Annotated in this window: 10 protein-coding genes; 7 read left to right on the forward strand and 3 right to left on the reverse strand. The window is 67.4% G+C overall.

The annotated features are described in order from the left end of the window. Positions 1-38 precede the first annotated feature (38 nt). A complete protein-coding gene (locus ACZYY4_RS13685) occupies positions 39-1472 on the forward strand; it encodes an amidase (RefSeq protein WP_463810532.1) in 1434 nt (477 codons plus the stop codon). 51 nt (positions 1473-1523) lie between these two features. Here the strand turns inward: ACZYY4_RS13685 and ACZYY4_RS13690 are convergent, their stop codons facing one another. Beyond that, positions 1524-2300, reverse strand: coding sequence for an SDR family NAD(P)-dependent oxidoreductase (locus tag ACZYY4_RS13690; RefSeq protein ID WP_463810533.1), 777 nt, complete (start codon positions 2298-2300; stop codon positions 1524-1526). Between the two features lie 208 nt (positions 2301-2508). Here ACZYY4_RS13690 and ACZYY4_RS13695 point away from each other — a divergent pair, with 208 nt between their 5' ends. Then, the gene (locus ACZYY4_RS13695; protein WP_463810534.1) at positions 2509-3879 is read left to right on the forward strand and encodes a PE-PPE domain-containing protein; all 1371 of its coding nucleotides are present in this window, start codon (positions 2509-2511) and stop codon (positions 3877-3879) included. 49 nt (positions 3880-3928) lie between these two features. Continuing rightward, positions 3929-5449, forward strand: a complete 1521-nt coding sequence (locus ACZYY4_RS13700; RefSeq protein WP_463810535.1) for a PE family protein — start codon at positions 3929-3931, stop codon at positions 5447-5449. A gap of 20 nt (positions 5450-5469) precedes the next feature. Here the strand turns inward: ACZYY4_RS13700 and ACZYY4_RS13705 are convergent, their stop codons facing one another. Together ACZYY4_RS13705 and ACZYY4_RS13710 are read right to left on the reverse strand one after the other, a co-directional pair. Beyond that, complete coding sequence (locus tag ACZYY4_RS13705; protein ID WP_463810536.1) at positions 5470-6309, reverse strand: enoyl-CoA hydratase/isomerase family protein; 840 nt, start codon at positions 6307-6309, stop codon at positions 5470-5472. Positions 6310-6322: 13 nt separating this feature from the next. Then, positions 6323-6898, reverse strand: a complete 576-nt coding sequence (locus ACZYY4_RS13710) for a TetR/AcrR family transcriptional regulator (RefSeq protein ID WP_463810537.1) — start codon at positions 6896-6898, stop codon at positions 6323-6325. A 76-nt stretch (positions 6899-6974) separates the two neighbouring features. On the opposite strand from ACZYY4_RS13710, the gene ACZYY4_RS13715 reads away from it, so the two are divergent. The 4 genes from ACZYY4_RS13715 to ACZYY4_RS13730 all read left to right on the forward strand — a co-directional run bounded on the left by ACZYY4_RS13715 (position 6975) and on the right by ACZYY4_RS13730 (position 12703). Next, on the forward strand, positions 6975-8387 hold the full coding sequence (locus tag ACZYY4_RS13715) for a phytoene desaturase family protein (protein WP_463810538.1): 1413 nt from the start codon (positions 6975-6977) through the stop codon (positions 8385-8387). A gap of 164 nt (positions 8388-8551) precedes the next feature. After that, positions 8552-10024, forward strand: a complete 1473-nt coding sequence (locus ACZYY4_RS13720) for an ammonium transporter (RefSeq protein ID WP_463810539.1) — start codon at positions 8552-8554, stop codon at positions 10022-10024. Next, positions 9930-10268 carry a P-II family nitrogen regulator gene (locus ACZYY4_RS13725; protein ID WP_463810540.1) on the forward strand — a complete coding sequence of 113 codons (339 nt, stop codon included), beginning with the start codon at positions 9930-9932 and terminating at the stop codon, positions 10266-10268. The genes ACZYY4_RS13720 and ACZYY4_RS13725 overlap by 95 nt, the downstream gene beginning before the upstream one ends. Positions 10269-10300: 32 nt before the next feature. Further along, entirely contained in the window at positions 10301-12703 is a 2403-nt protein-coding gene (locus ACZYY4_RS13730) for a [protein-PII] uridylyltransferase (protein ID WP_463810541.1), read from the forward strand. Positions 12704-13316 lie beyond the last annotated feature (613 nt).

Raw genomic sequence — 13316 nt, forward strand, 5'->3', positions numbered from 1 at the left:
TGACGCGGTTGAGCCCCGTCGTGGTAGAACCGGAACTCATGAGTGGTCTTGCGGGCCAGACCCGATGGATGGACGCCACTGCGCAGGCGCAGTTGGTCGCCAAAGGTGAGGTCAGCCCCAGCGAACTGCTGGAAGCGGCGATCGAGCGGATCGAACAGTCGAATCCGACTCTGAACGCGGTGGTCATGCGGTGGTTCGACCATGCCCGATCGGTGGCCGCGGACCCGAGCCTGCCCACCGGCCCGTTTCGTGGAGTCCCGTTCCTGCTCAAGGATCTCTACACCAGTTTCGCCGGCCAAACCCTGTCCAACGGCAACGCCGCCCTTAAAGCGGCCGGCAAGATCGACGCTTCCGACACCACGCTTGTCGCCCGATTCAAGGCGGCCGGGCTGGTGATCGCCGGACGGACCAATAGCCCGGAATTGGGCAGCCTGCCCACCACGCAGCCGCTGGCCTGGGGGCCGACCCGCAACCCGTGGGCGCCCGATAGGACGCCGGGAGGATCCAGCGGCGGGGCGGCCGTTGCGGTGGCGACCGGGATGGTGCCGTTCGCCAATGCGTCCGACGGCGGCGGCAGCATTCGCATCCCGGCGTCGTGCTGCGGGCTCGTGGGACTCAAGCCCAGCCAGGGCCGCATCACCGTCGGCCCGGCCCGCGCCGAGGCAGGGCTCGGCGTCGAACTCTGCGTCAGCCGCTCGGTGCGCGACACGGCGGGCCTTCTGGACGCGGTGCGCGGCCCGGGAGTCGGCGACACCGTCATGGCGCCCGCGCCGCGTCGCCCCTATGTCGAGGAGGTCGGCGCCGACCCGGGAAAGCTGCGGATCGGGCTGCTCGACGTGCACCCGCGGGGCGGGTTCCTACACGAGGACTGTCGATCGGCGGTACGGGCGGCGGCGTCGATGCTGGAGGGGCTCGGGCACATCGTCGAGCCGACGTGGCCGGACTGCCTTTCCGACACCACGTTGCCGCAGAAATTCATGGCGCTGTGGGCGGCGCAAATGGCACTTGCCGCCCGCGATATCGGTGCGACGCTGGGTCGCGAGATCACCGCCGCGGACATGGAGCCGGTGAACTGGGCCCTCGTCGAGCAGGCGCAGCGGCTGAGCGCCGTCGACTATGCCGCGGCGCAGGCGGCGGGGTGGGCTTTCCGGCGTGCGCTGCAACAGTGGTGGGCCGACGGCTGGGACCTGCTGCTGACGCCGACGGTCGCCGAGCCGCCACCACTGTTGACCGAGTTCGAGAACAATCCCGCCGATCCGACTGCCCCGCAGCGCCGCGCCGGGCAGTTCGCCGCATTCACCCCGCCGTTCAACATGAGTGGGCAACCGGCGATCAGTCTTCCGCTGTACCGCAATGCCGAGGGTCTGCCGATCGGGGTGCAACTCGCCGCCGGCTACGGTCGCGAGGATGTGTTGATCGGTGTTGCCGCGCAACTGGAATCGGCCCACCCGTGGGCGCAGCTGCACCCCTGAGACTCAGAAGGCCCCCGTCGAAACGGGGGCCTTCGGCTAGACGGGAAATTGCTACTTCGGGGGCATCCGGATGCCGCCGTCCACCCGGACGACCTCGGCGTTCATGTAGGAGTTGGTGAGCAGCTCGACCACCATCGACGCCAGCTCCTCGGGCTTGCCGAGCCGGTGCGGGAACAACACGGACTCGCCGAGCTTGGCTTTGAAGGCTTCCGAGGCCTCTCCCTCCCCGTAGATCGGGGTGTCGATCAGGCCGGGGGCGACGGTGTTGACCCGGATCCCCGACGCGGACAGGTCGCGGGCCACCGGCAGGGTCAGGCCCACGACGCCACCCTTGGACGACGAGTAGGCGGCCTGACCGATCTGGCCGTCGAACGCAGCGACGCTGGTCATGTTGACGATCGCGCCGCGCTCGCCGGTCTCGGTGAGCTCATTGCGGCTCATCGCGGTGGCCGCGATCCGGATGCAGTCGAAGGTGCCGACCAGGTTGATCGCCAATACCTTCTTGTAGGCGTCCAGGCTGTGCGCGGAGTCGAACTCGCCGTCCTTGCCGATGGTTCGCTGCGCCCAGCCGATACCGGCCGAGTTCACCAGCGCCCGCAGCGGGCCGAGGTCGGTGGCGGTCTTGACCGCGTCGATGATCTGTTCGGTGCTGGTCACGTCGACGGATACGAACACTCCACCGATCTCGTGGGCCAGCGCCTCACCCTTGTCCGCCTGCAGGTCCGCGACGACGACCCGGGCTCCCCTGTCGGCCAACTGGCGGGCAGTGGCCGCACCGATTCCTGATGCGCCACCGGTGACGATCGCGCTTGCTCCGTTAATATCCACGTCGGACACTTTACGCGGACGTTAGTCCCCGGGGGATTCGGGCGTGGTGAAATGGCGAAAATTATCAACACGTCCCAATAACACGAGTTATGTCAGTTTGGCTGGTTTTCTGCGGAACACCGGACTAAAACTGTTGTGCGTGATCTAATTTCGGTTCCAGTTCTGCAACAGGTCGGTAACACGTTCGAGGGCGTTCAGGGGAGTTTCCATGGCTGGTATCGCGGCGATGTCGGGCCTGCGCGGCGCGGGGGCGTCTCGCCACCTGCGTGCAGTTCTCGGTGTGCTGAGCGTTTTCTCCGTGTTCGGTGGTCTGGTCGGTGTCAATGCCGCGTCGCCGTTGGCGGCGCCGTCGTCGGCTGCGGTGTCGCAGGCCGTAGCGCTGAGCGCCTCCGACGATGTCGCTGCGGCGGCCGGGGGAGGCGTTGCATTCGTGATGGGCGGCAGCGGTATTCCGTTGCCGTCGGACGGATACGTCAACGCCGCCGACATCTTGTACCTGCAACCGCACGGCTTCACCGGGACCGCGCAATCGCTGTTCACTCCCCAGCTGTACTTCCCAGGCAACGTCTCGGAAGTGCAAGGCGCCCAGATCCTGGCCCAGGCGATCAACGAACAGATCGCCACCGGTCAGGTCAACGCCGACAATCCGGTGTACGTGTTCGGCTACTCGCAGAGTTCGGCGATGTCGTCGATGACGATGGAGCAGCTCTATCACCAGGGTGTGCCGGCTGAGGATGTCCATTTCGTGATGGTCGGCAATTCTGCCAACCCCAATGGTGGCGTTGTCGAAATGCTCAACGGTTCGGGCGGGGACGTCAGCTTCTGGTTCGGTCTGACCCTCGGGCACCCGACCCCGGACTACTTCACCACCGACGTCTACACGATGGAATACGATGGATTTGCCGACTTTCCCCGGTACCCGCTGAACCTGTTGTCCACTCTCAACGCCATCGTCGGCATGGTTTTGATACATGACGGATATCTGGGTCTGAGTCACGATGACATCGCGAACGCAATCCAGTTGGAGACCACCGACCCCGGCAGCTTGACCGACTACTACATGATCCCCACTGAGCATCTGCCGCTGCTGGACCTGCTACGGCTCAACCCGGTTTGGGGCAGCCCGCTGGCCGCCTTGTTGGAACCCAGCATGCGCATCCTGGTGAACCTGGGTTACGGCAGCCTCACCGAAGGCTGGAACCAGGGGCCGGCCAACGTGCCGACCGCCATCAGCTGGGACCTGCTACCGAGCAACATCAGCTGGGGGGACGTCAACGCCGCCTTGGCCGGCGCCTGGACCCAAGGAGTCCAGGACGCCTTCAAGGAACTGGCGGATCCGCGGACTTACATCCCGGGGGGATTCCTCGGGGAAGAGCCGTTCTCGACGCTGTGGAATGCCGCGCAACGCGTCGCCTTCGACAACCAGGACCCCACCGGGCTGTTCGGCGGTTCGGCGATGGCCACGGATCCCGCGGATACCTCGGATCTCGTGAACACCCTCGGTTCGCCGGTGGACGGCAATCCCGACCTGTCCTGGGTCGCCGACCTCCTCGGCCTTGACGCAATCACCCCCGCTTAAGGCCGCTTCGGCCCGTCACTCCGGATTTGTCGCAGAAAGGTCTTCCCAAATGAATCGTCGCCGTCGTCGCAAATTCGGGCAGCACGGTATTACCGCAACCGGAAGGTTGGGGCGTGCACTGGGCGGTGCCGTAGCGGCATTGGCCCTTGCGCTGACACCACTGGCGACCTCACCGTCGGCGCAGGCCGACTTCGACTTCCTGGACCCCAGCAGTTGGTTCGACCCATCCGCCGTCGACCCGGTCGACATCGGCATGGCCAGTGCCGATCCGATCGACATCGGCTCGGTCGACTTCAATGCGTTCTCGCCGGGCGACTGGGCCGAGCTGTACCAGGACAACTTCTACATCCCGTTGCACAGTGCGATTCAGGTCTGGATGCACGACGCGGGCAATCAACTCACGATCGATCTGATCAACACCCCGTGGGTCCTGATGTTCGGCCGGGATCTGATCGGCGATGGACTCGATGGCTTCACCGGCATGAACACCTCGCTGTTCGGCTGGCTCGGTTTCGGAGACCTCGGCGACGGTGGATTCCTGTTCGGTGACGGCGGCACCGGGACGGTGGGCGTCGCGGGCGTCGACGACGGTATGGGTGGCGCAGGCGGCGACGCCGGATTGTTCGGCAACGGCGGTGCGGGCGGTCAGGGTGCCGCTGCCTTCCTCGGTGGCAACGGCACTGTGGTCGAGGCCGGCGCCGGTGGTCAGGGCGGCTCCGGCGGCATGTGGTTCGGCGACGGAGGTGTCGGCGGCCAAGGCGGCACCGGCTTCTACGACACCTTCAACGGCACCTCGCTGGTGTCGCACGCCGGTGGCGAAGGCGGCGAGGGCGGTGACGTCTTGGCCGGTTGGGGCTTCGGCGGAGCCGGCGGTGTCGGCGGGTCCGGCTGGGCCGGGATCAACAACACCGTGATTACGGCGTTCAACGGCGGCGACGCCGGCAACGGCGGAGTCGGCGGGAGCGCCGGTTGGTTCCTGGGCAACAGCGGTGCCGGCGGCGAAGGCGGGACCGGCGGCTCCGGTGCGGCCGGTGCCTTCGGTACGGCGTCTCAGCCCAACGGCGGCAATGGCGGCAACGGCGGCGACGGCGGGCAGGGCGGTGCGGCCGGCGCCAGCAACGCGTGGGTCGGCGAGGCCGGTCAGGTCGGTGGAGACGGTGACGGCGGCGCCGGTGGTGCGGGCGGTGCGGGTTTGAACAACCCGATGGGACTCGGGGGCCATGGCGGTGACGGCGGCTCGGGTGGGGCCGCGGGCCACGGCTCAACCGGCGGTAACGGCGGTGTCGGGGGCGTCGGTGGTGCGGGCGGCAATGGCCTGGTCGGTGCTGCCGGCGGTCGTGGCGGAAACGGTGGCTCGGCGCTCGACTTGGTGGGCAGCTCCGGCGGGGCCGGTGGTAATGGTGGGGTCGGCGGCAACGGCAGCGTCGGTGACGGCGGCGAGGGCGGCCACGGCGGCCACGGCGGAGCCACCGACGGCACAGCCGGGGTCGCGGGTCAGCCCGGCCAGCCCAACGACGGTGGGACCGGTGGCGCCGGGGGCGCCGGCGGCCCCGCCGGCACGCCTGGCTAGCAGGAGCGACGCGCTGGACCTCAGTGCCCGGCCAGCATGGCGTGCACGTTGTCGGCGAACGCGGCGGTGCTGAAACAGACGGGTTCGGCGAACTCCTCCAGCGTCATCGCCTCGTTCCAGCTGGCGTCGGCTGCCGTGCGCAGCAGCGGTTTGACCATCGACGTTGCGTGCGGAGGCATCGCGGCGACCCGCGAGCACCAGTCGTCGGCCGCGGTCAGCAGCTGATCATGAGCGACGACTTCGTGCACCAGGCCCAGCCGTTGCGCGGTGCCGGCGTCGATGGGCTCGCCTCGCAGGTAGTAGGCCAACGCCCCCTGGTAGCCGAGCCGCCGCGTCAGGGCCCAGCTGGTACCCACCTCTGGAAGCAGCCCGAGCCGGCCGAACGCGGGCACGATCACCGCCCGATCGCTGGCGATGGTCAGATCGCAGGTCAGCGCCCAGGCCAGGCCGACACCCGCGGCGGCGCCGTTGAGTGCGGCGATGAAGATGGTGTCCGATGCGGCGATAAGCCTGGCGACACCGCCGAACTCGCGCCGAATCCACCGCCACACATCGGCCACCCCCTCCGGGGCCGGATCCGTGCGCCGTTCGGTGACGGTGGACATCATCTTCAGGTCGCCGCCGGCGCTGAATCCCGGGTCGGCACCGGTCAACACAACGGCGCGAACGTCCGGGTCGGCGTCGAGTGCGGTCAGCGCGCGCCGCAGCTGACGCACCAGCGGCGCAGACAGCACGTTGAGCCGGTCCGGTTCGTGCAGCGTCAGCACCGCCCGGTCGCCGCGGTGCTCGACGCGTACCCGGTCGGGTGCGTCCGGATCGTCTCCGTCGGCGACCAAACGGTTGTACAGGGATTCGGTCATCGTTCCTCCTCTTCTACTGGGCGGGTTTCTGGGCCCGCAACGCCACCCACGCCGCGTCGGCGAAGGTTTTGATGGCGCCGCGCGGAAGCCTCGCCGCTCCGCCGGCGAGCCAATAGCGGCTGAACTCCTGTGCCGGCCCGAACCACAATGCGGCCGTGATCGGAGTTTGAATCGGTCGCAGTGCGCCGTAACCCTGATGTGGGCGCCACCAGTCCCGGACAGCGGTGAAGAAATCCCCGTTGGACTCCCGCAGCGCCGGGCTGTCGCGCCGATCACCCAGCAGCAACTCCGCTTCACCCCGGTGCGCCGTCACCCACCGCAAGTGGTGGTCGACGCCGCCGCGAATCCCGCCCTCGGCGGTCGCGTGCGCCCGCAGCATGGTGATGAACCCGGCCTGGTACTCGGCCATCACTTGGGCGTACACCGCCGCCGCCAGCGCGGCCTTGTCCGGGAAGTGGTGATACAGCGCGCCCACGCTGACCCCGGCCTCCCGGCGGACATCTTCCAGGGTCGCGGTCAGCGCCTCGTTGGCGGCGAACCGCAGCCGTGCCGCCTTCAGCAGCTTGCCCCGCGCGTCCGATACCGACACGAGGACTACTCTACTTGAATCGAGGAATCCTCGGTAGATCAGGCTTCCGGTTGTAACCAGCGGGTATGCTCCGTGCGTGAGCACAGCGGTGGTGGTGGGCGGCGGGCCCAACGGGTTGGCTGCGGCGGTCACCTTGGCTCAACACGGTGTGCAGGTCAGCGTGCTCGAAGCCGCCGACGAGGTCGGCGGTGGCACCCGCAGCAGCGAGGCGATCATGGCCGGCCTGCTGCACGACCACTGCTCGGCGATTCACCCGATGGCGGTCGGTTCCCCGTTCCTGTCCGACCTGGACTTGGGCCGCTACGGCTTGCAGTGGCGCTGGCCGCAGGTGGACTGCGCGCATCCGCTCGACGACGGCAGCGCCGGGGTTCTCTACCGCTCCGTCGAGCAGACCGCAGCCGGCCTGGGCCGCGACGGCGGCCGCTGGCGACGGCTGTTCGATGGCCCGGTCGCCCGGTTCGATGCGCTCAACGAGGACATCATGGGCCCGTTGTTGCGGCTCCCGCACCATCCACTGACCCTGGCCCGGTTCGGCGCACCCACCGTGCTGCCCGCTTCGGCGTTGGCCCGCTGGTTTGCCACCCCGCAAGCGCGGGCGTTGTTCATCGGCGTTGCGGCACACGCGTTTCGCCCATTGCACTACCCGATGACCTCGGCGATCGGGCTGGGCATCCTCACCGCCGGACACCGGCACGGCTGGGCGGTGGCGGCCGGGGGATCACAGGCGATCACCACCGCCCTGGTCGCCGTGCTGGCCGAACTGGGCGGCACCATCGAAACCGGGGTAGCGGTGGAGTCGATATCGCAACTGCCGCCCGCCGACGTGACACTGTTCGATCTGGCTCCGGAGGCCGTGGCACGCATCCTGGGAGACCGGTTGCCGCGGCGGGTGGCCCACGCCTACCGCCGGTTCCGGCGGGGTCCGGGTGCCTTCAAGGTCGACTTCGCCGTCGATGGCGGCGTGCCCTGGACCAACGCCGACGCCCGGCTGGCCGGCACCGTACATCTGGCCGGGACTCATGCTGAGTTGGCCGCCACCGAGCGTGATGTTCACGCCGGCCGGATGCCCGAGCGGCCGTTCGTGCTGGTCGGCCAGCAGTACCTGGCCGACTCGCAGCGATCCGTCGGCGACGTCCACCCGGTGTGGACCTACGCCCACGTGCCCAACGGCTACACCGGCGACGCCACCGCGGCGATCATCGCCCAGATCGAACGGTTCGCACCGGGTTTCCGCGACCGCGTCGTCGGCCACGCCGTGCGCAGCACCACCGACATGGCGCTCTATAACCCCAATTTCGTGGGCGGTGACATCATGACCGGCGCAAAAGACCTCCGCCAGCTGACCTTTGGGCCGCGGGTCACGCTTTCGCCATACAGCACGGGAATTCCCGGCACCTACATCTGCTCGGCGGCGACCCCACCGGGGCCGGGGGCGCACGGCATGTGCGGTGCCAACGCCGCGCGCCTGGCGCTGGACTACTTGCAGTAATGAATCCGGCTGCGGCCCGCCGCAGTGTGTATCGCCGCACGGCCCTGTGAGCAGGTTGTGACATGTCTGCAACGGCGCGGCGTTAAAGGCGAAACAACCAATGCGCATTGTTTGACCAGCTTGGTCCGTATCCACCAGCTGTGTCGGCGAGGAGGTTGGGACTCTTGGATCGTTTTCCGACTATGGGGGTGCCGGACACCGGCGATACCGCCTGGCTGCTGATCAGCGCCGCGCTGGTGCTGCTGATGACACCCGGCCTGGCGTTTTTCTACGGCGGGATGGTGCGCGCCAAGAGTGTGCTGAACATGATCATGATGAGCGTCAGCGCGATGGGTGTGGTGACCGTGCTGTGGGTGCTCTACGGTTACTCGCTGGCCTTCGGTGACGACGTCGGCAATGTGGTCGGCCGCCCCACTGATTATTGGGGCCTGAAGGGCCTTATCGGTGTAAATGCGGTCCCCGCCGGTTCGGGCGGCACCACCCCCGCGGTTGAGATTCCGGTCGTCGGTACGGTGCCGCAGAGCGTTTTCGCCGCATTTCAGTTGATGTTCGCGATCATCACGGTCGCCTTGATCTCCGGGGCGGTCGCCGATCGGTTGAAGTTCGGCGGCTGGCTGTTGTTCGCCGCCCTGTGGTCGAGCGTCGTGTACTTCCCGGTCGCGCACTGGGTATTCGCATTCGACGGGGTCGCGGCGGCCCACGGCGGCTGGATCGCCAATAAGCTGCATGCCATTGACTTCGCGGGCGGCACCGCGGTGCACATCAATGCGGGCACCGCTGCGTTGGTGCTGGTGGTCATTTTGGGCAAAAGGACCGGCTGGCCGGGGGCGATGCGGCCGCACAATCTCCCGTTGGTCATGCTCGGTGCCGGCCTACTGTGGTTCGGCTGGTACGGGTTCAACGCCGGCTCGGCGGTCAGCGCCAACGGTGTCGCGGGGTCGACATTCATCACCACCACGGTCGCGGCCGCCACTGCGATGCTCGGTTGGCTGTTGGCTGAGAGGCTCCGCGACGGACATGCCACATCGCTGGGCGCCGCGTCGGGAATCGTGGCCGGCCTGGTTGCCATCACGCCGTCGTGTGCCGCGGTGAACGTCGTCGGTGCGCTGGTTATCGGTGCCGTCGCGGGCGTTGCCTGCGCATTGGCGGTCGGATTGAAATACCGTTTCGGTTTCGATGATTCGCTCGATGTAGTCGGGGTGCACCTGGTCGGCGGACTCATCGGCACCGTGCTGGTGGGATTCCTTGCGGCACCGGCGACCGCTGCGATCGCCGGTGGGACCGGCGTGTCCTCAGGCTTGTTCTACGGTGGCGGTACGCAGCAGTTGTGGCGCCAGATCGTCGGCGCGTTCAGCGTTGCGGCATATTCGGCGCTCGGTACGGCTGTCGTGGCGTTGATCGTCAAATACACCGTCGGACTGCGTCTTGGCGCGGAAGTTGAAGCCTCGGGCGTCGACGAAGCGCTACACGCCGAAAGTGGCTACGACTTCGGGGCTGTCGGCGGACCGGTTCCCATCCACCCCGCCGAAGAGAGGCGAGCCAATGAAACTGATCACCGCGATCGTCAAGCCATTCACGTTGGAGGACATCAGGATTGGGTTGGAACGAGCGGGGCTGCAGGGCATGACGGTCAGTGAAGTTCGGGGTTACGGGCGGCAGAAGGGCCACACCGAGGTCTACCGGGGGGCGGAGTACTCGGTCGATTTCGTACCCAAGGTGCGGGTTGAGGTCCTGGTCGACGACTTTGCGGTAGAACAGATTCTGGACATCATCGCGCGCGCCGCACGCACCGGCAAGATCGGCGACGGCAAAGTGTGGGTGAGCCCGGTGGAATCGGTGATGCGGGTGCGTACCGGTGAACGGGGAGCAGATGCCCTATGAGATCTGACCCGAGTTGATCGTGATGGGCCGCGATGACGCACAGCGATCGGGATCCCGTCACCCAGTCAGGGCGATGCTTCCGCACTGCAACTGATTTGTCGCTGGCGCGAGCCGAGATTCGGTCGGAGGCTGCGGGTCGATTGGATCCCGCTGCGCTACGCGACGCGTGGCGGCGGCTGCACGAATGCTGGTTGACCGCGAAGGCGACCGAGATCGGCATTGGGGCCGAGAGCGGATTCGCGATCGTCGCGACCGGCTCGCTGGGCCGGTGCGAGTTGCTTCCCGGCTCCGACTTGGACCTGTTGCTGTTGCACGACGGCAAGCCCGTCGCTGCTGTCGAGGAGGTCGCCGGGCTCCTGTGGTATCCGCTGTGGGACGCAGGCGTTCGCCTCGATCACAGCGTGCGCACCGTCGCCGAGGCCGTTGAGGTCGCCGGTGTTGATCTGCTTGCGGACCTGGGCATGCTTGAGGCGCGCCATATCGCTGGAGATGAGCGATTGTCGGCGCAACTCGTTCGCGAGGTGCGTCACCAGTGGCGGGACGGAATCCGTTCCCGTTACGGTGAACTCGTCGAAACGACGCACTCGCGGTGGCGGCGTAGCGGCGCGATCGCGCATCGTGTCGAACCCGATCTGAAATGCGGACGCGGTGGATTACGCGATGTTCAGTTGCTCAACGCGCTGGCGATCGCTCATCTCACGGATCGTGCGACTGTCCGCCGCTCGGAGAGCCGAGGAGGTTCGGTCGGTGCGGCCTACCTCCGACTGCTTGACGTCCGCACTGAACTGCATCGAGTGTCCGGCCGCGGGCACGACGTGCTGCTGGCCCAGTACGCCGACGAGATCGGCGCTGCGCTACGCATCGGCGACCGGTACGACCTGGCACGCAGCCTGTCCGATGCGGCCCGCACCATCAGTTACCGTGTCGACGCCGGCCTGCGGATCGCTGCCAATGCACTGCCGAGACGCGGAATTTCAGCCGTGCGGCCGCGGCTACGGCGGCCGCTGGACGACGGGGTGGTCGAATACGCCGGAGAGGTGGTACTGGCGCGCGACGTCCGACCCGAGCGCGATCCCGGTCTGGTGTTGCGGGTGGCGGCCGCGTCTGCCTGCACCGGATTGCCCATCGCGGCGGCCACGCTGAACCGTTTGGCCCACGACGCGCTCGAGCTGTCAGTGCCGTGGCCGCGGGAGGCCCTCGAGGATCTTTTGGTGCTGCTGGCTGCCGGCCCGGCGATGGTGGCAACCATCGAAGCGCTCGATCGCACTGGGCTGTGGGGTCGCCTGTTCCCGGAATGGGCGGCGATTCGCGATCTACCGCCCCGCGACCCCATCCACATATGGACCGTCGACCGGCATCTCATCGAGACGGCGGCTCTGGCTGCGGCGTTCACCACCCGGGTGGCGCGCCCCGACCTGCTGGTCCTGGCCGCCCTCCTGCACGACGTCGGCAAGGGCGGCGGTGGCGATCACAGCCTGATCGGCGCTCGGCTGGTCACCGAGATCGGTGCCCGGCTGGGCCTGTGGCCCTGTGATGTCGCGATGCTCTCCACGCTGGTGACGCACCACCTGCTGCTGTCGAAGGTCGCCACCCGCCATGACCTGAATGACCCGGACGTCATCGCCGGTGTTGCTGCGGCGCTGGGCGGGGATGTGGTGCTGCTGGAGGTGCTGCACGCGTTGACCGAGGTCGACGCGCTGGCCACCGGCCCGGCGCTGTGGAGCGCTTGGAAGGCGTCGCTGGTCGCCGACCTGGTTCGACGCTGTCGACTCCTCATGGCCGGTGAGGTAGTGCCGCAGGCCGATCCGGTCGCCGCCGAGTACGTCTCGCTGGCAGCAGCGCATGAAGTGCGCGTGGAACTGCACCCCGATTCCGACGGTCGTACCTACCGCGCCGTCATGTTCGGGCCCGAACAACGCGGTCTGCTGTGGAAGGCTGCGGGCGTGTTGGCGCTGAATGGGCTGCGGGTGCATGCGGCGACGGTCAACATTCGGCACGGGGCGGTGATCACCGAGTTCGTGGTGTCTCCGTATTTCGGCTCACCGCCGGCTGCCCAGCTCGTTTGTGAGCAGTTCAGTCTGGCGCTCGCGGACGACATCGACGTGCTCGCCGCGTTGCAGCGACGCCAGGGCGAGCCTCACCGAATCTCCGACGGCGGTGTTTCCGCAGGGGTGCCGGCGAGCGGTCCCTCGCCCTCGCCTCGCGTCTTGTGGTTCGACAGCACGCCCGGCCGGCTGATTCTCGAAGTCCGTGCAACCGATCGCCCCGGCCTGCTGGCTCGGCTGGCGGCAGCGCTGGAACAGTCCGGGGCCGACATCGTCTGGGCAAAAGCCACCACGCGGGGGGCAACGGTAGACGACGTGTTTTGTGTGGCGCCACCCGTGCCGGCGGATCGCGCGGTGATCGAGAAGCATCTGCTCGCCACATTGGATTGACTCAGCGTTGTCGCCAGGGCGGCTGACCACAAATCCGTCGCGGCCCGTTTCCGTCCCGGCCGCCATTTTCTGCTGTCGACCGGACATGGAGATCTTCTTTCGTCGGGTACGCAGATCAAATGGCAGCAGTCTGCCCACGCAGGTTTCCCGGCTTTCGGTACATCGGGCAGGGAAGCCGACGAATTCATCCAATAAGTGATTGGATGATTGCATTCGCTGAAAATGGCGTAGCAATGCGACCGTCCGTCCTGTGGGTCTATCTCCGGCCCGCAGGATCGGCCACGTGCCGGCCGGCGTGATTTCTACCGCTTCACCCACACCGGTGGTCATCGTCGAGGTAGCGCTGGGAGTCAGGGAGCTGCCAGGTACGGGGGATAGATTGTGAGCAAGACGAAACACGGACGAAATACCAGGAATGATGATGCGACGTTGCAGCAGGTTGGCGCCCGTACGGTTGGGCGTTGCCGGCGTGGCCCTGGCGGTTGGACTCAGCGGTGCCGGCATTTTGCCGGCCGGCATGACGGCGGCGGCAATTTTCCCGGCGGGTTACGTGGTGTCAGCGCCGGTCGCAGCCGCTGCTGGTTCCCAAGGCTGCATTATCGGCCTGAATTGT

This window comes from Mycobacterium sp. IDUB_21, from assembly GCF_055419425.1.